Source organism: Streptomyces sp. P5F9 (assembly GCF_057961495.1).
Map to the genome: position 1 here is coordinate 1 of NZ_JBXVPZ010000022.1, position 22,475 is coordinate 22,475.

A 22,475-nucleotide genomic window follows, 5' to 3' on the forward strand; every position below is an offset into this window, starting at 1 on the left:
GCCCAGGCCACCCCCACATCGGCCACCACCTTGGTCGTCAACGCCGCGCAGACCTTGCGCTCCGTCACCCACGTCGGCACGGGCAGCCTCTACGGCCTCGCCACCGCGAGCACCCCCAGCGACAGCATCGTACAGGCCCTGAAGCCCAACACGTTCGTCCAGATGGCGCCCGGCGGCAGCCAACTCCCCAACGGAGAGCCCGCGCCCGCGGGTGACGCCTTGGTCGTCGCCCCGAAGGCCGCGGCCGCGGGGGCCAAGGTCGTCGTACGGATGCCGGACTGGTACCCGAACTTCCCCTACCAGTGGGTGAGTTGGAGCAACTGGCTCTCGGCGGTGGACCAGCAGGTCGCCGCGGTGAAGTCCTCGGGAGCCACCAACATCAGCGCGTACGAACTCTGGAACGAGCCGGACTGGACCTGGGACACCACCAACGCGGGCGCCTTCGACGCCGGTTGGGCCCGTACGTTCAAGGAGGTCCGCGCCAAGGACGCCACCACCCCGATCCAGGGCCCGAGTTACTCGGTGTGGAACCAGTCCTGGATGACCACCTTCCTCACCGACGCCAAGGCCAGCGGTACGGTCCCCGACGTCATCGCCTGGCACGAACTCCAGGGCAGCTCAGGCATCGCCGCCCATGTCGCGGCCTACCGCTCGCTGGAGAGCAGCCTCGGCATCAGCCCGCGTCCGATCTCTATCGAGGAGTACGGCACGCCCACCGAGATGGGCAACTCCGGTGCCCTCATCGGCTATGCCGCCAAATTCGAGCGCGCCGGCGTCCGCGACGCCGAGCTGGCCTTCTGGAACCACTACGGCACCCTCGGCGACACCCTGACCGACACCGGCGGCTCGCCCAACGGCTCCTACTGGACGTACAAGTGGTACGGCGGCATGTCCGGGAACATGCTCACCACCACACCGCCCGCCCAGACCGGCATCGACGGTCTCGCCTCCCTCAACGGCGCGGGCAACCAGATCAGCGTCGTCGCCGGCGGCTGCACCGGCTCCTGCGCCGTCACGGTCAACGGACTCTCGTCCCTGTCGGCCTACGGCAGCACCGTCCACGTCAAGCTGGAGTACAGCCCCGACACGGGCCGCACCACCGCCTCCCCGGGCCCGATCACCATCTCCGACACGGACTACTCCGTCTCGAACGGCTCGATCACGGTGCCTGTCACAATGAACGCCGCCGACGGCTACCACCTGACGATCACCCCCAGCGGCACCTCGACGTCCCTGGCCGGCCGCTACCAGATCACCAACAAGAACAGCGGCCTCGCCCTGGACACCCTCAACGCGGCCACCACACAGGGCACTTCGGTCGTCCAGGCCACGTCGACCACCGGCACCGACCAGAACTGGACCCTCGTGGCCGCGGGCCAGGGCCTCTACAAGATCGTCAACCAGAAGAGCGGCCTGCTGCTCGGCATCACCAACGCGGGCACCGGCAACGGCGGCACGGCCCTGATCTGGGGCGACAACGGCACCGCCGACCACCTCTGGCAGGTCATCCCGGCCCGCGACGGCTACGCCAAGATCGCCAACTACAACAGCGGTCTCCTGCTCGGCGTCGACCAGATGAGCACCACCTCCGGCGCCCAGGTCCTGCAGTGGTCCGACAACGGCACCGCCGACCACCTCTGGAAGCTCACCTCTCGCTGAGGCAACCGCCAAGGGTCCCGCGCTGGTCGTCGACGGCGAGCGCGGGAAGGCCCTCACCAACCGGCACATCGTCGAAGCGCCTGGTCAGAGCACCAGCGGTAGGCACCTCGCGCCCTACAGGCTGTAAGGCAGCGGGAAATGGCGCCAATAGGCCTGACCTGCTTGGACGCTCCGCGTGACCAATGACGGTGCACATCGCGTACACATCCATGCAGGCAGGTCCGATCGAGGCACAGCAACTGGGCCTCGTTTTGGTGATCATGGTCTGCTACCCCCTCAGCCCTCAACGGGAGTTGCGACTGATCTCCCTATGCGCTCAACCTCGGGCACCGGCGAAGAGCGGTCGCCGCCGTTCTTCATTCCACATCGGCCAGTTCGGCGGCATGGGCGAGCATCCGCGAGCGGTCCGGTTCTCGTCCGGTGAAGAGCCGGAAAGCATCGGCGGCCTGAAAGACGACCATGCCGACACCGTTGAGTGCCGTGCAACCACGGGCCCGTGCGATGCGTAGCAACTCGGTCTCCAGCGGCCGGTAGACCACATCGACCACCCACAGGCCGGGGTGCAGCAGGTCAGCCGGCAGCGGAAGTCCGGGATGCGAGGGCATTCCGGTGGGAGTGGTGTGGACGAGACCGTCGGCTCGGTCCATCAGGCCTGGGAGATCGTCTGAAGCGGAGGCGGTCGCCCGACCGTCGCCGAACTGGCGGTTCAGGGAGATAGCGAGTGCCACGGCGCGGTCTGTCAGCGGGTCGACGACTGCAAGGTGCCTGATGCCACGGGCGAGCAGGGCGTGCGCGACGGCCGCCCCCGCTCCCCCGGCGCCGAGTTGCACGACGCGCTCCCGCGGGGCGTCCTCCAGCTCCCAGTCGAAGGAGGCGGCGAAGCCGGTGACGTCGGTGTTGTGTCCTACGGCCCGGGCGCTCCTGCCCTCACCTTCGAAGACCACGGTGTTGACCGCACCGACCGCCTCGGCTTGCGGGGTGAGTTCGTCGAGACACTCGATGACGAGTTGCTTGCAGGGGTGGGTGATGTTGAGGCCCCGGTAGCCCATGCCCTTGGCCGCGCCCACCAGTTCACCGACCTTGTCGGGCTCGCCGCCGATGCGGTCGAGGTCGATCAGCCGGTAGAGGTAGCGCAGGCCGTGCCGGTCTGCCTCCCGTTCGTGGAGCATGGGGCTGAACGAGGTGCCTATGCCGGAGCCGATCAGACCGATGAGATACGAGTCCTGGGTCATCTCCGCCCGCACCGTTCACAAGCCCAGGTAGATCTGACGGACCCGGGTATCCCGGCTGAGTTCCTCCGACGTTCCGGTCATGGCGACGCTCCCGTTCTCCATGACGAGGCAGTGACTGGTCGCACCGAAGGTCAATTTGGCGTTCTGCTCCACCAGGAGCAGGCTCAGGCCTTCCTCCCGCAGTCGTTGCAGGGTTTCGAGGATGAAGCCGACGAGTTTGGGTGACAGGCCCATCGACGGTTCGTCGAGGAGGAGAAGGCGTGGCCTGGCCATCAGGGCGCGGCCGATCGCGAGCATCTGCTGCTGCCCTCCGGAGAGGGCTCCGGCCAGTCGTGCGCTCATCTCCCGCAGTACCGGGAAGAGTTCGTGCACCTGGTCCAGTGTGGCCCGGGTCTCGTCGTCCCAGCGCCGCGCGTAGGCGCCGAGGAGCAGGTTCTTCTCCACGGTCAGGCCGGGGAAGACGTGTCGGCCCTCCGGTACGTAGCCGATGCCGTGCCGCACCATGTCGCGGGCCCTGACCCGGGTCAGGTCGCGTTCGCCGAGCGTGACGCGTCCGCCGCTGCGCGGGACCAGGCCCATCAGCGCCTTGAGAGTGGAGGTCTTGCCCGCCCCGTTGGCGCCGATGATGCCGACCGAGCTACCCGGCTCCACGCTGAAGCCGATCGAGCGGACCGCGCACACGCCGCCGTAGTGCACGGACAGGTCCTCGACGGTGAGTGTGGCGGCGGTTTCGGTACGGGAAGCGGGGATCGTCCTCACCGGGTTGCCTCCTTCGAAGCGGGGGCCGACGTCGGGGCAGGGGCTGGATCCGGGCCGGAGTCCCGAGCAGCGTCCGGATCCGAGTCCGGGTCCGGGAGGGGAACGTCCGCCATCACGGAGTCGCCCAGATAGGCCTCGATCACCTCGGGCACGGCGACCACTTCGGCCGGTGTGCCCTCCGCGATGATTCCGCCGCTGGAGAGCACCGTGACGCGCTCGCACAGCGACATGACCAGGCCCATGTTGTGCTCGATCAGGACGACCGTGGTGCCGCTGTCACGGATGGAGCGCACGATGGCGGCGAGCTGTTGCACCTCTTCTCCGTTCAGCCCGGCCGCCGGTTCGTCGAGCAGCAGCAGACGGGGCCGGGCGGCCATCGCGCGGGCGATCTCGATGCGGCGCTGGATGCCGTACGGGAGTGAGCCGGGCGCGGCTTCCGCGAAGTCGGTGAGGCCGAAGCGTTCCAGGAACTCCTCGGCCTGGCGGCGGAGTTGTCGCTCGCGGCGTATCACGCCGGGTTGCCACAGCGCGTACTGCCAGACCGTGTAGGTGCGGGTGCGGTCCAGGGCGACGAGGATGTTCTCACGGACCGTCAACTGCCGGAACAGGCGCAGGTTCTGGAACGTGCGGGCCAGGCCCAGGATGGAGAGGGTGTACGGGCGAGTGGTCGTCGTGTCCCGGCCGGCGAACCGCACGTTCCCCGAACTCGCCCTGTAGAAGCCGCTGATGACGTTGAACAGGGTGGTCTTGCCCGAGCCGTTCGGGCCGACGATGCCGCGAATCTCGCCTGTGGTGATCGTGAGGGAGACGTCGTCCAGGGCTCGCAGGCCACGGAAGTCCTTGGTGACGGACCGGATTTCGAGCAGGGGCTCGTCGGAAGCAGCGGACGTGGCGACCACCTCGTACGGCTGGAAGGCACGCAACTCCGCCCGCTCTGCGGCGCGTCCGCGCCTGCGATGCACGAACTCCCTTGCCCGGGACGGGATTCCGGCGAGTCCGGTGGGCGCGAAGACGACCATCAGGACGACCACCACCCCGTAGCCCAACTGTGCGTACGTCGAGAAGTCGGACAGCCACTCGCGGATGAGGGTCAGCCCGACCGCGCCGACCACGCAGCCGATCAGGGAGCGCCGGCCGCCGATGATGACCATGGCGAGGAGGATGAACATGTTGGCGATGGAGAAGGTCTCGGGGGCGACGTAGCGGATGAGGCCCGCGTACAGGACGCCGGCCAGACCCCCGTACAGGCCGGCGAGGACGAAGGCGGTCATGCGCAGGAGCGGGATCTCGGCGCCCGTCGCGCCGGCCGCGAGGGAGTCGTCGCGCATCGCGCGCAGGCGTCGGCCCAGTGACGTGCGGACGACGAACAGGCCGAAGCCGAGGCCGAGGGCGCAGACCACCGACTCCAGGTAGTAGTAGAGATATTCGCTGGAGAGGTCGATGCCCGGGATGGTCGGCAGGGGGATGCCTGAGATGCCGTCGGCGCCTCCGGAGATCTTGGCGTTGGTGATCCAGTTGATGAAGCCGAGTGCCAGGCCGAGGGTGACGATGCCCAGGTAGTGGGACTGCATGCGCAGGGCGGGGATGCCGACCAGCAGGCCGGTCGCCACCGTCGCGAGCAGGGCGAGTACGGCCGCCGCCCAGAATCCGTATCCGGAGTGGGTGGTGAGGATCGCGAGGGTGTAGGCGCCGACGCCGAAGAAGGCCACCTGGGCGAGGTTGATCTGCCCGGAGACGCCCATCGCCAGGCCCATACCGATGGCCAACAGGGCATAGATGATCGCGATGTTGACGACGTGGATGGAGTAGCTGCCCAGGCCGTACGGCAGCAGCCAGGCGGCCACGGCCAGGGCACCGAGCGAACCGATACGGAGCTTCACGCGCGGCTCACCGTCCTCTCCCCGAAGACGCCCGTCGGGCGGATCATGATGGCGACGGTGAAGACCAGGAAGGTCACGAGCACCGAGTAGCCCTGGAAGTGGCCCGCGGCGTAGGAGTCGAGGACGCCGATCGCGAGGCCGCCGACGACGGCTCCGGGGATGGAGCCGAAGCCGCCCAGCATCGCTGCGGCGAAGCCCTTGATGCCGAGGGCGCCGCCGAGTGAGGCGTCGACATACAGCATGGGGCCGACGAGGCCGCCGGCGAGGGCGGCGAGGCCGGCGCCGATGGAGAAGGCGAGGGCGTTGCTGCGGCCGACGTCGATGCCGACGGCGGTGGCCGCCTCGTGGTCCATGGCGACGGCCTGCATGGCCGCGCCGCGCTTGGTGCGGGCCAGGAACCAGGCGAGGCCGATCACGGCGAGGGCGGCGACGCCCATGACGAGGAGGTCGTAGGTGCGTACCCGGATCCCGAACAGGTCGAGCGGGGCGGCCCGGACGGGCGAGGGGACCGCCCGTCCGGTGGTGCCCCAGATGAGGATCGCGACGGCCTGGAGGACGATGCCGAAGCCGATGGTGCCGATGAGCATCAGGTCGAAGTCCTTGTTCTCCAGCGGGCGCAGGACCCGCTCGATGACCAGACCGATGGCGCCGGTGACGACGATCGCCACGGCCATGGCGACGGCGAAGGGCAGTTTGGACGTCAGATAGAAGGTGGAGGCCGCGTAGGCGCCGATCATGGCGATGTCGGCGTGCGCGAAGTTGACCAGGCCCATGGTGCGGTAGACGAGGGAGAACCCCATGGCGACCAGGGCGTAGACCGCCCCCAGGCTCAAGCCCCCGACGAGTGTTTGCAGTGTCTCTTGCACGGCGTGCTCCCGTTGCCCGTTGCCGGATGCCCGATGACTACTGCTGTGCGACGAGTTTGCCGTCGCGGATGACACCGATGGTGGTCTTGGTGATGCCGACCCCGGTGGTGTCGTAGGCGAAGTCGCCGAGCAGGCCCTTGTACGCGGTGGCGCGGATGGCGTCGGCGAGGTCCTGGCCGGTGGCGGCCTTGCTGGTCTTGAGGGCGGTCAGCAGGATGTTGGCCCCGTCGTAGGCCTTGGCTCCGTGCAGTTCGGCTTCCTTGCCGTACGCGGCCTTGTAGGCGGCGGCGAACTTCTTAGAGGCGTCGCTCGTGTCGTTGCTCAGATAGGGCGAGCTGACGATGGTGCCCTCGACGGCGGCCTTGCCCGCGGTGTCGATGAAGACGGGTGTGCCCTGCGGTGCGGCGCCCGCGAAGGGTGCGGTGATGCCCAGGTCCCGGGCCTGCTTGACGATCAGGCCGGCCTCGACCTCCTCCGAGCCGATGAAGACGACCTGGGGTTTCTTCGAGCGGATCTTCGTGAGCGCGGCGCTGAAGTCCTTCTGGTCGGTGGTGACCACCTGATCGGTGGACGGCGAGACGCCGAGCCCCTTGGCGGCCTTGAGGAAGGCGTCGTGCTCGCCTGTCCCGAAGGAGCCGTTGTTGGTGATCATGGCGATCTTCTTGTAGCCCTTGTCCTTGATCAGGTACTGGGCGAGCGTCGAGTCGTAGGTGGTGCTGGTCGGTCCGTTGAGGAAGAGGTATTGGCTCTTCACGGCGACCAGGCCGTCGGACTGACCGGAGGTGATGTTGGGGATCTTCGCCTGCTGGAGCACGGGCGCCATGGCGATGGTCACCGCGCTCTCCGCCGTACCGATCATGGCGACGTACTTCTCACTGGCCAGCTTGCGCGCGATGTTGGTGCCGGCGGTCGGGTCGCCCTGGTCGTCGAAGAGCTTCAGCTGGATCTTGCGGCCGTCGATGCCGCCCTTCTTGTTCCACTCGTCGACGGCCAGTTTCGCCCCCTTGTACTCCCAGTCGCCGAGCGAACTGAGCTGCCCGCTCTGCGCGTCGACGACGGCGATCTTGATGGGGCCCGAGGATGCCTTGCTGTCACTGCTGGAGTCGCCGGGCGCGCTGCACGCGGCGAGGGCCGCGGTCAGTACGACCGCGGTGCAGACGGTGGCGCGTGTCGTGGTGAGTGGTCGTGGGATACGGCTCATGAAGGTCACCTCGTCCTGGGAGAGGGGCAGTTCAGTCGGTGAAGGACCCGCGGTAGATGTCCTTGATGTTCCAGTGGCCCGGCGTCGGCACGGGTTCGTTGACCATCGGTACGTCGATGACGGCGGGCCGGCGCCGCGCGATCGCGTCGGCGAGGGCCTTGGCCAGATCGGCAGGGGTGGCGACGGTGTATCCGTCGGCTCCGCAGGACCGGCCGAGTGCCGCGAAGTCCGGGCTGTACGGCTGTCCTTCGGCGTCCGTGAACTCGCAGCCGTAGGAACGTCCGTACGACGCGGACTGGAGGTCGGCGATGGTGCCGTGGGCCCGGTTGTTCATCACCACGAAGACGACGGGCATCCCCTGCTCGACGGCCATCGGCAGCGCGGGCAGCTGTGCGCTCATGCCGCCGTCGCCGATCAGGGCGACCACCACGCGGTCGGGCTGGGCGATCTGCACCCCGACCGCGGCGGCCGGTCCGAAGCCCATGGTCGAGGCTCCGCCCGGGGTGATGAACCGCCCGTCCGCGGGGAGTTCGTAGCACTGGGCGACGCCGTTCTTGTTCCAGCCGACGTCGGTGACGAGCACCGCGTCGTCGGGCAGCGCGTCGCGCAGGTCGGCGAGGATGCGCTGCGGACGCAGCGGGAAGTCGTCGCTGCGCCCGTCCTCGCGTGCGGTGTCGAAGACGGTCCGGCGGGCCGTGGCGATGGTCGCGCGCAGCCCCTCCCGCCGCAGGGGTTCGGGCCTGGCAGCCCGCACGGCGGCCCCGATGGCCCGTACCGCGTCACCCACGTCGGCGACGGCACCGATCTCGACGGGATAGTTGCGGCCGATCTCGGCGGGGTCGATGTCGATCTGGACGAGCCGGCTGGGCGGGAAGTTCCATGTGTACGCCGGGTCCCAGGAGCTGGCGTCGGTCTCCGCGAACCGGGTCGCCAGGGCGAGGACCACATCGGCGCCCTTGGTGTAGGCGTGCGTCGTCTCCAGGCCCCAGAAGCCGGGCATGCCGAGCAGGAGCGGATGGCTGTCGGGCAGGACGCCCTTGCCCATCAGGGAGTGGGCGAGCGGGATGTCGAGGTGCTCGGCGAGGTCCGACAGGCCCTGCCGGGCTGCCGGTTCACGCAGTCCGCCGCCGAAGTAGATCAGGGGGCGCTCGGCGCTCAGCAGCATCAGGGCGATGCGTTCGGCGGTGGCCCGGTCCAGAGCGGGGAGAGCGGAGCCCGCGGGCAGCGGGTACTTTCCCGCGTAGTCCTCGACCTGCCGGCTCCACAGGTCCATCGGTACGTTGAGGAGCACGGCCCCGGGTCGCCCGGAGGTCGCGGTCCAGAACGCCCGTTCCGTGGTGCGGGCCAGGTCGTGGACGCGGTGGACGTGCCAGGCGCGCTTGGTGAACGGGCGGTAGATCGCGGTCTGGTCGGCGTCCGCGTGGAGGTTGACCTCCTGGTGCGGGTGGCGGCCGTAGTAGTAGGAGGGGATGTCGCCGGAGATGACGATCAGCGGGATCGAGTCGAGCGCGGCGGTGGCGACGCCGGTGACCGCGTTCATCATGCCGGGGCCGACATGGGTGAGCAGAACGCCCGGTTTCCCGGAGGCGCGGGCGTAACCGTCGGCGGCGTGGGCGGCGGCCTGTTCGTGGCGGGCGATCACGAACTCGATCGAGCTGGGGCCGAGCGCGTCCAGCAGGGCGATGTTGGTGTGGCCGCAGGTGCCGAAGACGAACTCGACTCCGTATGACTCCAGTTGGCCGACCAGGGCTTCGGCGGCGGTGACGGTCATGCGCCGGTTCCTTCGTCCACGGTGCTCGCGTCGCCCCAGACGGACAGGCCGCGGAGCATGAGGGTCTTGACGACCGTGTAGTCGTCGATCATCGAACGGGGGGTCTCACGGCCGAAGCCGGAGTCCTTGACTCCGCCGAACGGCACATGATCGAGGCGGTAGTTGGAGCTGCCGCCCGCGATCAACGCACCGGTCTGCAACTCGCGCCAGGCGGTGATGATGCGACCCATGTCGCGGGTGAACAGGCCCGCCTGGAGGCCATAGCGGCTGGCGTTGCACGCGTCGATGACCGCGTCGAAGTCGTCGTAGGGGAGCACCGCGACCAGCGCTCCGAAGACCTCGTGGACGACGACCGAGGCGGACTCGGGGGGCCCGGCGACGATGGTGGGGGCGGCGGTGGCGCCGTTGCGGGTGCCGCCGCGCAGCACGCGGGCGCCGGAGGCGGCGGCCTCGGCGGACCAGCTCACCACGCGTTCGGCGGCGGCGTCGTCGACCATCGACCCCACGTCGGTGGCCGGGTCGAGCGGGTCGCCGACCGTGAGGGTGTCGACGGCGGCGGCGAACGCGTCCAGGAAGGCGTCGTAGCGGGAGCTGTGCACGTAGACGCGTTGGACGGAGATGCAGCTCTGGCCGGAGTTGCTGTATCCGGTGCGGGCGCACTCCTTGGCGGCCTGCGTGATGTCGGCGTCCTCGCAGACGATCGTGGCGGCGTTCCCGCCGAGTTCGAGAACGAGGCGCTTGGCCCCGGCGGCGCGTGCCACGGCCCGGCCGGTCTCCGCGCTGCCGGTGAAGCTGATGACGGCGACCTCGTCGGCCGCGCACAACAGGGTGCCGACATCGCCGCCGCCGTGCAGCAACTGCACGGCCTGCGCGGGCATTCCGGACTCCAGCAGGAGCGCAACGATCGCGGCGGTGGCGGCCGGGGCCTGGGGCGGGGCCTTGACGATGGTGGTGTTGCCCGCGGCGAAGGAGGCGCCGAGTTTGTGGGCGAGCAGGTTGGCGGGCGCGTTGAACGGCGTGATGGCCAGGGCGACTCCGACCGGCGCGCGATAGGTGAGGGCGGTGTTGCCGATGCCGCGTGCCCAGCCCGCGACGGGCAGGTTCTCGCCGCCGATGTGCCGGGCTTCGGAGGCGCAGACCGCGAAGGTGTCGGCCACCCGGTCGATCTCCCCGCGCCCGTCCTTGACCGGCTTGCCCAGCTCCAGGGCGAGCAGTCGGGCCAGTTCCTCGCGGTGGGCCGAGGCGGCGCGGGATGCCCGGTCCAGGATGTCGGCGCGGGCGGCGGGGGCGAGCCTGGCCACGGCACGGGCCGAGGAGCGGGCGTAGGCGAGGGCGCGGGACACCTCCTCCTCGGTCGCGAGGGTCGTACGGCTGACAACTCGGCGCAGATACGGGCCCGTTCGGGAGGCGACGGGACCGTCGCCACCCCACCGGCCCGCGATGTACGGGGGCGCCTCGACCACCGCCGCGTCCGCGCCGGCCTTGAGGAGTGAATCCAGCATGAGACCTCCGAGAAACCGCTCAGTGGTACCGGTGGACTGCTCTGTGGGTCGGCGTGTAACGTACGGGCGCCAACTCGCGGTGGCAAGAGGACAGTTCGAGGAAGTTTCCGAGGGCGGTCCGTGGGGACGGCCCGGCACGGAGGGAGAAGTCACGTGGACGGGACCGAGCAGGAGCAGGCGGCCGAGGCGACCGGGGTGCGCAGTGTGCGCAGGGCACTGGACATCCTGGGGCTGCTGACCGAGGATCGGCCGACGGTCACGCTGCGGGAGATCGTCGACGCCACCGGCCTGGCCAAGACCACGGCGGTCCGCCTGGTGCAGACCCTGGAACAGTGCGGTCTGCTCTGGGACACCCCGGCCGGCTACACCGCGGGCCCCGGCCTGTGGCGCTGGGCCCACCTCGCTCACACCAGTTGGGAACTGCCGCGCGAGACCCGCAAGTTGATGCGCGAGCTGGCCGAGGAACAGCAGGAGACGGTCAACCTCTTCATGCTCCGCGGCCTGGCCCGTGTCTGTGTCGCGCAGCAGGAGAGCCCTCAGCCGCTGCGCCATGTGGTGCGGGTCGGCGACGAACTCCCGCTGTGGGCGGGCGCCTCGTCGAAGATCCTGCTGCGTACGGCCCCGGACAGTCTGCTGCGGCGGATCGCACTGCACTCACCGCACGGCGAGGGGCACGCCCGGCAGTTGCGGGTGTGGGCGGACATGGCGGCGGAGCGTGGCTTCGCTGTCAGCCGGGGTGAACGCGACGAGGGGCTGACGGCCGTGGCCGTGCCGGTCGTCGGGCGTACCGGGGCCGTGGTCGCTGCGCTGTCGCTCAGCGGCCCCAGCCACCGCTTCCCCGAGGCCGTCGTGCAGCAGTTCGCCGAAGCGCTCACCGCCGTCTCCCGGCAGATGTCGGAGCAGGGGTTCGACCATCCGCTCAGTCCGACGAAATAGACCTCGTGTGAATCCATCGCAGAAACCTCAGAAGGAGCCGGTGCATGACCGAACGACCGCTCTCAGGAATCCGCGTACTCGATCTCACCAATGTGCTCGCAGGACCGTACTGCAGTTACCACCTCATGCTGCTCGGCGCCGAGGTCGTCAAGGTCGAACAGCCGGGCAGAGGCGATCTCGCCCGCAGCCTCGGTCCCGACCCGGAACTCAACCGTGCCGGCATCGGCGCCTCCTTCCTCGCCCAGAACGCCGGCAAGAAATCCCTCGCCCTCGATCTCAAGGACCCCGCCGACCGGACCGACTTCGAGGATCTGGTCCGCGGTGCGGACGTGCTCCTGGACAACTTCCGCGCCGGGGTACTGGCCCGGATGGGCTACGGCGCCACCCGGCTCGGTGAACTCAACCCGCGTCTGGTCAGCTGTGCGATCACGGGCTTCGGGCAGTCCGGGCCGATGAGCACCGCACCCGCCTATGACCAGATCATCCAGGGACTGTCCGGGATGATGAGCATCACCGGCACCACCGACACCGCGCCGCTGAGGGTGGGCTTCCCGGTCTGCGACTCGCTCGGCGGGCTCGGCGCGGCCCTCGCGATCAGCGCGGCGCTCCTCGGGCGGGAGCGGACCGGGCAGGGCGTACGGCTGGACGTCTCGATGCTGGAGGTCTCCCTCTCGGCGATGGGCTGGGCCGTCTCCAACTACCTGGTCAGCGGGGTGGATCCGGAGCCGATGGGCGACCAGAACGCCACCGCCGCACCGTCGGGAACCTTCGAGACCGCGGACGGCGGACTGAACATCGCGGCCAACCGGCAGGAGCAGTTCGTCACGCTCTGCCGACTCGCCGGGCTGCCAGGGCTGGTCGACGATCCGCGGTTCGCCGAACGGGAAGCACGCAAGCTGCACCGCGCCGAGCTCAACACCGAACTCAACGCGGCACTGCGCCGAAAGACCGCCCTGGAGTGGGAGGGGATCCTGTCCTCGGCCGGGGTCCCGGCGGCCCGGGTCCTGACGGTCCCCGAGGCCGTGGAGCTCGAACAGCTCGCGCACCGCGGCTTCTTCACCGACCTGCCCTACCCCGACGGCTCGGACCGCACCCTGCGGGTCAGCGGCAACGGCATCCTCGTGGACGGCGAGCCCCTCCCCCCGACCTCCCCACCGCCACTGCTCGACCAGCACGGCGAGGAACGCGCCACGCTCATCGCCCGCTGGCGGGCACACGGCCGTACGGCCGCCGAAGCGCCGGCCTCATGACCACCGGGCCGCAGGACGGCCTGGTCGCCCAGTGGTGGGCCACCGCCGTCAGCCGGATCGAACCCGGCATCATCGAGCTGCGCGAGCACCCCGTCCAGGACCTGATCGGCCACGCGACCTTCGTCGAGATGATCTGGCTGCTGCTCCGAGGCGAACTCCCCCTCCCCGAACAGGCGAAGCTGCTGGAAGCGGCTCTGGTGGCGGGCGTCGACCACGGCCCGCAGGCGCCCTCGATCGCCGCCGCCCGGATGGCCGCCACCTGCGGCGTCGGTCTCAACAGCGCGGTGGCCACCGGAGTGAACATGCTGGGCGACGTGCACGGCGGAGCCGGCCAGCAGTGCGTGGAACTGCTCGACGAGATCACCCAACAGCACGACCAGGACGGCGAGTTCGAACACACCGTGGCCGAGGTCGTCGGCGAGTGGCAGGCCAGGTCGCGCTATCTGCCCGGTTTCGGTCACCGCTTCCACCCCCGTGACCCGCGCCGCGATCCCCTGCTCGCCCTGGTGGACCGTGCCGTGGCGGACGGGCTCGTCGAGGGCGCGCATCTGCGGGCGGCCCGCGCGGTCGAGACGTATCTCAATCGCGGGCGGGCGGGAAAGAAGCCCGTGCCCATGAACATCGACGGTGCCACCGCCGTCATCTACGCCGAGCTGGGCTTCGCCGCGCCACTGGCCCGTGGCCTCTTCGTGCTCAGCCGCAGCGTCGGCATCCTCGCGCACGCCTGGGAGGAGAGCGGGCAGGGCCGACGCAACAAGAGCCCCATGCCGCCCTCGATGGTCCCGGTCCACCTGGCGGTACCAACTCCGCGCGTCTAGCCCCTGGTTGGCTCTCGCTCCACGAAAACCTTTTGTCGCATGTCTTGTCACGCGCGTACGTCGTCCCTAACGTGACGCTCCATCACGCAAACCCATTGTGCGGGTCAAACGAGCCATCTAGTGGACCTTGATCGAATCGAGGGAACTCAACGATGGAAAGACGCTCCTTCCTCCTGACGGCCGCGGCGGGCAGCGCGGCCACGGTGTCCGCCCTGACCTCCACGGCCGAGGCCTCCTCCGGCTCCCCCGGACTGGCGCTCCCCGTACCACCGCAGTCCGCCGCACTCGGCACCACGGGGTCCAACTGGCCCAAGGTGGGCGGCAATTACGGCAACCAGAACCACTCCACGCTCCGCGGCCTCACCCCGCAGAACGTCAGGAAGCTCGGCGGTGCCTGGCACGTCAACCTGGAGGGCGGTTCGACCTCCGCGTACCAGCAGTGCACGATCGTCGTCCAGGACGGCGTCCTGTACGTCGAGACCACCCAGCAGAACGTCTTCGCCGTCAACGGCCGTACGGGCGAGGTGATATGGAAGACGAACCTCGGCACCGAGACCACCAACATGCGCGGCGTCGCCGTCGCCGAGGGCAAGGTCTTCACCATCTCGGGCGCCAACATCGTCTACGCCCTCGACCGGAAGACCGGTGCGATCGTCTGGCAGAAGCCGCTCATCGTGGAGGACAACGGCGGCGACGACGGCTGCAGCAACGACAGCGGCCAGTGCGGCGGCAACAGCGGCGGACTCGCGGGCGCGGTCGTCCACTTCGACGGCCTGATCTACGTCGGCACCGAGGGCTCGACGGCCGGCGCGCGCGGCCGGGGCTACGCGCTCGACACGAAGACCGGTGACGTCGTGTGGACCTTCTGGGGCCCGCCCGGTCCGGGCGAGTTCGGGCACGACACCTGGGAGGGCGACTCCTGGAAGACCGGCGGCGCGGTCCCCTGGATCCACCCGGCCGTCGACCCCGAACTCGGCCTGGTCTACTGGACGTTCGGCAACCCGTACCCCCGCACCGACGGCTCCTCGCGCGGCGGCGACAACCTCTTCGCCAACTCGATCGTCGCCATCGACGCCAAGACCGGCGAGCGGCGCTGGCACTTCCAGTCCGTCCACCACGACATCTGGGACGCCGACAACGTCATGGCACCGGTCCTGGCCGACCTCCTCGTCGACGGCAGGCGGCGCAAGGTCGTCGTCTACGGCTCCAAGACCTGCTGGTTCTACATCCTCGACCGGCGCACCGGCGAGGCCGTCCACGGCATGGAGGAGCGCGCGGTCCCCCAGCAGGCCGACCACAAGACCTCGCCCACGCAGCCGTTCCCGGGGGGCGAGCCGTTCACGGACCCGTTCCCGCGCCTCGACAAGACGACCCGTCCGGTGCCGTTCTACCCGGCCGGCGGCCTCTACTCGGTCTTCTGGGACCGGGCCACGATCATCTTCCCGGGCGCGGGCGGCGGTGGGGACTGGGGGTTCCCGTCCTTCAGCCCGAAGACCGGATACGTCTACATCGGCTACGGCCTGGTCAACTCCTCCTACTCCAACACGCACGGCGGCCGGGTCAACACCGCCCGCCCGCTCGGGGAGTTGTTCGGCGGCGGGCTGGTCGCCATGGACCCGCGAACCAACACGGTCGCCTGGCGCAAGGAGGGCGACTGGTCGCTCGCGCACGGCAACGGCATCCTCACCACCGCGGGCCGGCTGCTCTTCCAGGGCCGCCCGGACGGCGTCCTCGAAGCGATGGACGACACCAGCGGCGCGACCCTGTGGACCTGGCAGTGCGGCGCCGGCGTGAACACCATCCCCGTCTCCTACGAGATCGACGGAGAGCAGTACGTGGCCGTGCTCGCCGGAGGCAACGGGCTGCCCTTCCCCGACATCCCCAAGGGCGACCACCTGTGGGCGTTCAAACTCGGCGGCAAGGTCGCACCGGCCCCAGCGCCCACCCCGCCCTCCCGCCGCAACCAGATCCGCGTCGCCGCCGTGACCGGTGCGACGGCGCACAACACGGTCACACTCGGCCGCGTCTGGAGCACCGGAACCAGCTCTCCCGGAACCAGCGAGAACACGGTCGCCCAGAACGCCATGGCGCCCCAGTACCTCACCGTCCCCGTCGGCACCGAGGTCACCTTCGCCAACCCCGCCGACAACAAGCAGGCACACGGAGCGGCGGCGTTCTTCGACGCCGAGTTCGACACCGGCCTGCTGATGCCGGGCCAGTCGTACGCGCACACCTTCGCCAAGGCCGGCGAGTACTTCTACAACGACCCGGCCTTCCCCCAGTCCACCGGCAAGATCGTCGTCCAGTGAGAGGGCAGAGTGTCATGACGCCAAGGACCCGCACCCCGCTGTCCATAGCGCTGGCCGTCGCGCTCGTCGCCCTGGCCGCGTTCTTCGGCGGCCGCTACCAGGCCGCCGCCCAGTCACGGGCCGCCGGCGCACAGGAACTCGGCGACCCCGACTACGGCGTCTGCCGCGGCACCAGCCCCAAGTGCTACCACGACTGGGGCAACTTCACCCCGGCGACGGACGGCTACAAGGTGCTGCTCTACACCCGCACCGCCGGCCCCCGGCACGCCAACCTCGGCCCCGCGCTCGGCACCGGTCTGGACCCGGCGCTCACCGCCGCCAACGTCGTACAGAACGCGGTCGTCAAGCTCGGCCAGGACAACGGCTTCACCGTCGACTGGACCGAGGACGTCACCCAACTCGCCAGCCCGGCACAGCTGTTCAGGTACAACGCGGTCATCTTCTACTCCACCAGCCGGGACACCCTCGACGACTCCGCGCAGACCTCCCTGCGCCAGTACATCCGAGGCGGCGGAGGCTTCGTCGGCATCCACAACGCGTTCGGTACGGAATACAACTGGCCTTGGTACGAAGGCCTGTTGGGCGGAGCCAACTACTACGACCACGGCCCCGAGCAAGCCGGTACCGTCGTCACCCAGGACCGCCACGACTCCTCCACCGAGGGTCTCCCGGCCCGCTGGAGCTTTACCGACGAGTGGTACAACCTCGTCCCCGCCCCCTCCAGGGTCCGCCTCCTCGCCACCGTCGACGAGTCCACCCTGCCCAAGGGCGTCACCGGCGGCATGGGCCATCCCGGACACGGCAAGGTCCACCCGGTGGCCTGGTGCCAGTACTACGACGGCGGACGGGCCTGGCTCACCACCCTCGGCCACGATGCCAAGGACTTCACCTCCGACGGCTCCTTCCCCGGCGCCGAGCAGTACCAGAAGCTCATCCTCGGCGGCATCGAGTCAGCGATGGGCAAGACACCCTTCTGCCGGAACCGTTGAGCCCGGCCTCGACGGTCACGGAAGCGGCACCGAGCAGAGGCAGGACGGTCCGCGCTACCAGGATTACGTGGCGGCGCTCACGCGAGGTGCCGGCACACACCGGCGATCCCGGAGTCCGCATCGACGTCGCGGCGCCTCAGGACTGAGGTTCCCGACTTGCATTGGTCGTAGCGGAAGCCGATCGGGTCGGCGGCTCGGGCACGAACTCCGGTGGTACTGCTCGTTGTTGCCCCGCATAGGTCCACTCACACAGCTACCGCCGTCGACCCTGTCTCGAATCAGCGGGCCGCATCGCTGAGGATCGAGGCAAGCCTGGCGGAGTACCGGCGGCTCCTGGCCCGGGATCGCCGCCGGCCGCAGCGCAAGCAGGTGGTGGAGAACGCCAACGGGCTCGGCCGCCACCTGGCCAAGTGGCTCGTCGCCCGCGGCGGCAGCCGCAAGAACGACCAGATCGACCCCGGCCAGGTGAAAGAGCCTGGTCAGAGCACCAGTGGTAGGTACGCCGCGCCCTACACGCTGTAAGGTGAGCGCCATGGCTGGCAGAGACCCCCAGGTCCGGGCGGAGCGGCGCAGCGCCGGTGAACTGGAGAGCGAGGTCCTCGCCTCGTTGTGGGCGACCGACCGACCGCTGACTCCGGCCGAGATCCATGCCCAGATCGACGGCCCTCTCGCCTACAACACCGTGCACACGATCCTCAAGCGCCTCTACGACAAGGGGCTCGTCCTGCGCGACGCGGACGGGCGGCGCGGTTCCTATCGGCCGGCGAAGAACGCCGCCGAGTTGACCGCCGAGGCGATGCACGAGGCGCTGGACCGGGGGCCGGATCCGATCGGCGCGCTGCAGCAGTTCGTGAGCGGTCTCAGTCCCGAGGAGGAGAGGGCGCTGCGCGAGTTGCTGGCCGGAGGCACGGGATGAGGTTCGACGTCCACGCCCCCCTCGCCGACCAGGGTGCTCAACTAGGCGCAGGCGGCTGGGTGTTCGAGCGAGACACGGCAGAACACGCCGGTCGTCAGCGGCCGCGGGGCTTGCCGCGCTTGGTTCCCTTGGCCCCGCCGGAGGAGCCGCGGGGGTTCTTGCCGGTGTTTCCGGTCCTGCCGGTCGATTTTCCGGCGGCGGGTTTGCGGCGGGCGGGGGTCTCGGTGCGCTTCGCCTTCGTCTTCGGCTGAGGGGGCGTCGGGGTGCGGCCCCGCGTGCTGTTGACCGTGCGGCCGCGGACGATGCCGATGAAGTCCTCGACCAGTTCGGTGGTCGCGTCCTCGGGCCAGGAGAGGGCGACGTCCGACCGGGGGGCGTCGACGACGGTCCGGTAGGTGAGGTCCTTGCGGTGGTGCAGCCGGGCCAGGGACTGGGGGACGTAGAGGATGCCGATGCCCGACGCCACATGCTCGACGGCGTCCTCGGTGGTCGCGGGACGCTCGAACGCGGGCTCCCCCGGCGGCTGTTCCCAGTCGAGGACGTCGTCGAGGGGGTGGAGGACCACCTCGTCGGCGAGCTCGTCGAGGGACACCTCTTCGGCCGCGGTCACGACGTGGTCCTTGGGGGCCACGACCACGGTCGCCTCGGTGTAGAGGGGGATCGCGCTGAGGACCTCACGGTCGACCGGGAGCCGGACGAGTCCGGCGTCGGCGTCGCCGCGTCGCAGCACATCGGGTGCCTCGGCGGCCGTGACCGGTACGAGGACGAGGGGGACGTCAGGCAGGCGCTCGTTCCAGATCCGCACCCACTTGGCGGGCGTCACCCCGGGGACGTACGCAAGCCGGAACGTGGGGGATGCTTCCGAGCCTGTCACCCCGCAAGGTTACCCGCCGTGGTCGGAGGCCTCGAACGCGGTCGATACTCTTGACGGTATGAAGTCGCACCAGACCACCCAGACCATGAAGCCCGCCACGGCGGCGAAGAAGCTGGGTGTGTACCTAGAGGCCACCCCCGCCGAGTTCCAGAAGGCCGAGGTCTCCCGCGCCGAGCTGAACGAGCTGCAGGCCAATCCGCCCGAGTGGCTGCGCGAGCTGCGCGCCAACGGCCCGCACCCGCGCCCGGTCGTCGCGGCCAAGCTCGGCGTCTCCATCGCCGGTCTCGCCCGCGGCGGGGTCACCGAGCCCCTCACCACCGAGCAGATCGAGGCGCTGAAGACGGCCGGCCCCGAGTGGCTGGAGAAGGAGCGCGCCACCCAGGCCGAGGTCCGCAAGGAAGCCGAGCGGATCAAGAACAAGAAGAACGCCGAGAACGACTGACGGCCTCGGTACCCGGGGAGACGCGCACGGTGACGGACGGCCCCGCCGGCACGGGAAAACCCCCGACGATGTACCGGAAGGTCGCGGCCGACCTCGGCCGCGAGATCGGCGAGGGCCGCTACGGCTCCGGCGGACGGCTGCCCGCCGAGGGCGAGCTCGGCGAACGGTACGGCGTCTCCCGGGGCACGGTCCGCCAGGCGATGGCACTCCTGCGTACCGAGGGCCTGATCGCCTCACGGCGCGGCACCCGCCGGGTCGTGATCGGCACGCCTCGCCCGCAGAGCTTCGGCGAACTCCTCAGCTTCACCCGCTGGGCCCGCTCGACTTCACCCGCTGGGCCCGCTCGACCGGCGAGGAACCCGGCGGCCGGACCGTCTCTGTGGAGACCCGCCCCGCCGACGCGACCGAGCGGGACCAACTGCGCCTGCCCGCAGGGTCGGAGATCTACGAGGTACGACGACTGCGCACCCTCTCGGGGCGCCCGGTGATGACCGAGCGGACCGTATACCCGTCCGCCGTGGGCGAGTTGATCACCGAGCTGCCGCCGGGCACGGTGTCGCACACCGTGGCCCTGGAGGAGTCGGGCGTGCTGATCGCGGACGCCCAGCACACCATCGACCTGTGCCGGGCCGGCGAGGAGGACGCCCGGCTGCTCGGCTGCCGACCCGGCGACCCGCTGTTGCGCGAGCGCCGGTGCAGCACGGATCCGGCGGGCACGCCGGTCGAATGGTCCGAGGACCGGTACCTCCCGGAGACCGTGGCCTTCACCGTCCACAGCTCGGCCGCCTCCGGCTCCCTGGCCCGCCGCCCGGCCGACGACGCCTGAGCCAGTCCTCTGCCAGTCCTCTGCCAGTCCCTGTTCAGTCCTTCCGCAGCAGGGCCGTGAGCAGCGGGCGGAAGTGCGCGAAGTCCGGCGTCGGTGCCTCGGGGTCTTCGTCGTCCCAGCGGCGCACCGCGACCCCGTCGGCCGCGGAGGGATTCGCCTCGTACGCGGTGACCTCAGCCGGAGACATCGGACCACCCTGCACCTCCAGCGTGCACACCGAGGCCTCGAAGGGCCGACCGAAGTAACCCGGCTCGACCCCCCACAGATACCGCTTGGCCGCCACGTGCAGCCGGATCGGCTCGGTGACCTCGGGGCCGAACCACTCGGCCAGCCGGCCCGCCCCGGTGTGGCAGTGCCGGTTTGTCGGTACCCTCCCTCAACTCCTCACCGCTGACCGGCCCGTGGAAGTGCCCGAGGTCGTGCAGCAGCGCGGTGGCGACCAGTGCGTCGGGCGCACCCGCCTCCTCGGCACGCGCCGCCGCCTGGAGCATCTGCTGCGCCATCGTGACCTCCCCTCCCCCAGGTAGGCGCTCGCACCCTCGCCCGCGAAGAGTTCGGCCAGTTCGTCCACGAACTCCCCTGCGGTTACGGCCCGTTCGCGACGCAGTACGGCCAAGGTGCCGGCCAGTGCGTCGATGTCGGCGTAGGTGCCGTGGAGGTGACGGGCGTCGCTCGACTCGAAGGCCGTCCGCGCGTGCAGCAGCCGGACGTTGTCGAAGATCAGGCAGTCGCCGGGCAACAGCCGGAGTTCGGGGCGCAGGGTGATCTCGGCGAAGGTGCGGTAGGCCCGGTAGAAGGCATCCAGTTCGTCGGCAGGCAGCAACAGGGTGCCGATGGAACGGTTGTTGAAGCGCACCTCGCGGATCCGACCGCGCCCGCCCACGTCGATCAACGGCCGCTCGGCGGCCAACACGGTCTGCGCATCGCAGGGTGGGCACCGGGTCGCGGTACGGATTGTCGGTGTGCGGGGTGATCCGAGCGCCGGTGAAGGCGAGGTTGTTGGGTCCGGTTCGACCCGTACGTCGAAGAGCCGCCCGTAGTCGGTCTCACGGACATACCCGAAGGTCTCCGCGACCGCCAGCACCTGCCCCTCGCGGCACGGCACATCACGCAGGAGGGCGAAGCCGAGCCCGAGAACCGACTCCAGCACCCGTGCCTTGACCACCGGGTCGGCCAGGCACTCCGCCCAATCCGCCTCGGGGAGAAAGCCGTTCAGGTCGGCGACGGCCCACAGGGTCTTGCCGTTCTCACCACGCCGGTCCCCGGAACCGTCCCCGCCGGCGGGCCGGTTGGCGGTCAGCCACTGCGCGGAGTACGCGGACCGGTGCCCGTCGGGCGCCCAGTCGACCTCGACACCGTCGGCGGTCCGCCGTACGGCGTCCAACGCGAGGCCGGTGGGCAGCTCGGTGATCTGGAACAGCTTCTGCCCGTTGCGGGGGTCGCGAGATGACACTCCGGCCACCCGCTGATGAACGAGACGAGCGACCGCGTCAGCGCGACAGGCGCAGACCCGCGATGAAGACGTCGACCAGCCGGAGCGCGTCGTAGCGCTCATCACCCTCCGCGCCGACGCAGAGGTTTCCGACGCCGCGCATGATCTCGTAGGCGGTCAGGTCGGACCGGACCTCACCGGCGGCGGCGGCCGCGTCGAACAGCTCGGCACACACGGGCAGCAGGCGGTCCAGGAAGTAGCCGTGCAGCGCCTCGAAGCCGGCGGTGTCGGAGTGCAGCACCGCGGCGAGTCCGTGCTTGGTGACCAGGAAGTCGACGAAGAGATTGATCCACTCCCGCAACGCGGCGTACGGCGCGGCACTGCTCGCCAGCAGCGCGGGACCCGCTTCGGCGCAGGCCTCGACCTGGTGGCGGTAGACGGCGATGACGAGATCCGCGCGCGTCGGGAAGTGCCGGTAGATCGTGCCGAGCCCGACACCGGCCTCGCGTGCAATGTCACGCACGGGAGCGTCGACACCGGACGCGACGAAGACCTTGGCGGCGGCGTCGAGGAGGGTCTCCTTGTTGCGCCGGGCGTCGGCCCGCTTGGACTGCCCGTCCGCCTTCCCGACCCGTCCGTCCACCTTGGCCGCGCGCCCCGCGTCCGCACCGTTCTCACTCACCGCGCAACTCCTCCACCTTCACGACTTGCCAAACCGGAACCGCGTTCCGTATCGTTTCCGGAACAAGGTTCCGCTTGCCCATGATGCCAGAGCGGAGGCCGGACGACCAAGCCACGCCTGCCACCACGCGG

22 protein-coding genes are annotated in these 22,475 nt (G+C 69.9%); 11 read left to right on the forward strand and 11 right to left on the reverse strand.

Going from position 1 to position 22,475, the window contains the following annotated elements; genetic code table 11:
- Positions 1–1,659: RICIN domain-containing protein (locus tag AC31A1_RS06600; protein WP_489652304.1), on the forward strand; the 1,659-nt coding region annotated here is incomplete at its 5' end.
- A 356-nt stretch (positions 1,660–2,015) separates the two neighbouring features.
- Here the strand turns inward: AC31A1_RS06600 and AC31A1_RS06605 are convergent.
- From AC31A1_RS06605 to AC31A1_RS06635, 7 genes are read right to left on the reverse strand one after another with little or no spacing between them, the layout of a single operon-like run.
- On the reverse strand, positions 2,016–2,891 hold the full coding sequence (locus AC31A1_RS06605) for a shikimate dehydrogenase (RefSeq protein WP_489652305.1): 876 nt from the start codon (positions 2,889–2,891) through the stop codon (positions 2,016–2,018).
- 15 nt (positions 2,892–2,906) lie between these two features.
- On the reverse strand, positions 2,907–3,650 hold the full coding sequence (locus tag AC31A1_RS06610; protein WP_489652306.1) for an ABC transporter ATP-binding protein: 744 nt from the start codon (positions 3,648–3,650) through the stop codon (positions 2,907–2,909).
- Positions 3,647–5,530, reverse strand: coding sequence for a branched-chain amino acid ABC transporter ATP-binding protein/permease (locus tag AC31A1_RS06615; protein WP_489652307.1), 1,884 nt, complete (start codon positions 5,528–5,530; stop codon positions 3,647–3,649). Before AC31A1_RS06615 ends, AC31A1_RS06610 begins: the two co-directional genes overlap by 4 nt.
- Positions 5,527–6,396 carry a branched-chain amino acid ABC transporter permease gene (locus AC31A1_RS06620; protein WP_489652308.1) on the reverse strand — a complete coding sequence of 290 codons (870 nt, stop codon included), beginning with the start codon at positions 6,394–6,396 and terminating at the stop codon, positions 5,527–5,529. The genes AC31A1_RS06615 and AC31A1_RS06620 overlap by 4 nt, the downstream gene beginning before the upstream one ends.
- A gap of 37 nt (positions 6,397–6,433) precedes the next feature.
- Positions 6,434–7,597: an ABC transporter substrate-binding protein gene (locus AC31A1_RS06625; RefSeq protein ID WP_489652309.1), complete on the reverse strand. Its 1,164-nt coding sequence runs from the start codon at positions 7,595–7,597 to the stop codon at positions 6,434–6,436.
- Positions 7,598–7,628: 31 nt separating this feature from the next.
- Positions 7,629–9,368, reverse strand: coding sequence for a thiamine pyrophosphate-binding protein (locus AC31A1_RS06630; RefSeq protein WP_489652310.1), 1,740 nt, complete (start codon positions 9,366–9,368; stop codon positions 7,629–7,631).
- Positions 9,365–10,870 carry an aldehyde dehydrogenase family protein gene (locus AC31A1_RS06635; protein WP_489652311.1) on the reverse strand — a complete coding sequence of 502 codons (1,506 nt, stop codon included), beginning with the start codon at positions 10,868–10,870 and terminating at the stop codon, positions 9,365–9,367. The genes AC31A1_RS06630 and AC31A1_RS06635 overlap by 4 nt, the downstream gene beginning before the upstream one ends.
- A 153-nt stretch (positions 10,871–11,023) precedes the next feature.
- On the opposite strand from AC31A1_RS06635, the gene AC31A1_RS06640 reads away from it, so the two are divergent.
- From AC31A1_RS06640 to AC31A1_RS06670, 7 genes are all read left to right on the forward strand, one after another.
- On the forward strand, positions 11,024–11,806 hold the full coding sequence (locus tag AC31A1_RS06640; protein ID WP_489652312.1) for an IclR family transcriptional regulator: 783 nt from the start codon (positions 11,024–11,026) through the stop codon (positions 11,804–11,806).
- Positions 11,807–11,850: 44 nt separating this feature from the next.
- Complete coding sequence (locus AC31A1_RS06645; protein WP_489652313.1) at positions 11,851–13,056, forward strand: CaiB/BaiF CoA transferase family protein; 1,206 nt, start codon at positions 11,851–11,853, stop codon at positions 13,054–13,056.
- The gene (locus tag AC31A1_RS06650; protein ID WP_489652314.1) at positions 13,053–13,874 is read left to right on the forward strand and encodes a citryl-CoA lyase; all 822 of its coding nucleotides are present in this window, start codon (positions 13,053–13,055) and stop codon (positions 13,872–13,874) included. The genes AC31A1_RS06645 and AC31A1_RS06650 overlap by 4 nt, the downstream gene beginning before the upstream one ends.
- A 152-nt stretch (positions 13,875–14,026) precedes the next feature.
- Positions 14,027–16,183, forward strand: a complete 2,157-nt coding sequence (locus tag AC31A1_RS06655) for an outer membrane protein assembly factor BamB family protein (protein WP_489652315.1) — start codon at positions 14,027–14,029, stop codon at positions 16,181–16,183.
- 14 nt (positions 16,184–16,197) lie between these two features.
- Positions 16,198–17,172, forward strand: a complete 975-nt coding sequence (locus AC31A1_RS06660) for a ThuA domain-containing protein (RefSeq protein ID WP_489652316.1) — start codon at positions 16,198–16,200, stop codon at positions 17,170–17,172.
- A 369-nt stretch (positions 17,173–17,541) separates the two neighbouring features.
- Complete coding sequence (locus AC31A1_RS06665; RefSeq protein WP_489652317.1) at positions 17,542–17,694, forward strand: hypothetical protein; 153 nt, start codon at positions 17,542–17,544, stop codon at positions 17,692–17,694.
- 10 nt (positions 17,695–17,704) lie between these two features.
- Entirely contained in the window at positions 17,705–18,088 is a 384-nt protein-coding gene (locus tag AC31A1_RS06670) for a BlaI/MecI/CopY family transcriptional regulator (protein WP_489652318.1), read from the forward strand.
- 94 nt (positions 18,089–18,182) lie between these two features.
- Here the strand turns inward: AC31A1_RS06670 and AC31A1_RS06675 are convergent, their stop codons facing one another.
- Positions 18,183–18,962, reverse strand: a complete 780-nt coding sequence (locus AC31A1_RS06675; RefSeq protein WP_489652319.1) for a LysR family substrate-binding domain-containing protein — start codon at positions 18,960–18,962, stop codon at positions 18,183–18,185.
- Positions 18,963–19,020: 58 nt separating this feature from the next.
- Here AC31A1_RS06675 and AC31A1_RS06680 point away from each other — a divergent pair, with 58 nt between their 5' ends.
- Genes AC31A1_RS06680 through AC31A1_RS06690 form a run of 3 tightly spaced genes read left to right on the forward strand, consistent with a single transcriptional unit; the run spans position 19,021 to position 20,230 of the window.
- Positions 19,021–19,404: a DUF5997 family protein gene (locus AC31A1_RS06680; RefSeq protein WP_489652320.1), complete on the forward strand. Its 384-nt coding sequence runs from the start codon at positions 19,021–19,023 to the stop codon at positions 19,402–19,404.
- A gap of 29 nt (positions 19,405–19,433) precedes the next feature.
- On the forward strand, positions 19,434–19,892 hold the full coding sequence (locus tag AC31A1_RS06685) for a GntR family transcriptional regulator (protein WP_489652321.1): 459 nt from the start codon (positions 19,434–19,436) through the stop codon (positions 19,890–19,892).
- Entirely contained in the window at positions 19,784–20,230 is a 447-nt protein-coding gene (locus AC31A1_RS06690) for a GntR family transcriptional regulator (RefSeq protein WP_489652322.1), read from the forward strand. The genes AC31A1_RS06685 and AC31A1_RS06690 overlap by 109 nt, the downstream gene beginning before the upstream one ends.
- A gap of 34 nt (positions 20,231–20,264) precedes the next feature.
- Here the strand turns inward: AC31A1_RS06690 and AC31A1_RS06695 are convergent, their stop codons facing one another.
- The 3 genes from AC31A1_RS06695 to AC31A1_RS06705 form a co-directional block, all read right to left on the reverse strand.
- Complete coding sequence (locus tag AC31A1_RS06695) at positions 20,265–20,417, reverse strand: hypothetical protein (RefSeq protein ID WP_489652323.1); 153 nt, start codon at positions 20,415–20,417, stop codon at positions 20,265–20,267.
- Positions 20,418–20,606: 189 nt separating this feature from the next.
- On the reverse strand, positions 20,607–21,683 hold the full coding sequence (locus tag AC31A1_RS06700) for a TauD/TfdA family dioxygenase (protein ID WP_489652324.1): 1,077 nt from the start codon (positions 21,681–21,683) through the stop codon (positions 20,607–20,609).
- A gap of 37 nt (positions 21,684–21,720) precedes the next feature.
- On the reverse strand, positions 21,721–22,305 hold the full coding sequence (locus tag AC31A1_RS06705) for a TetR/AcrR family transcriptional regulator (protein ID WP_489652344.1): 585 nt from the start codon (positions 22,303–22,305) through the stop codon (positions 21,721–21,723).
- Positions 22,306–22,475 lie beyond the last annotated feature (170 nt).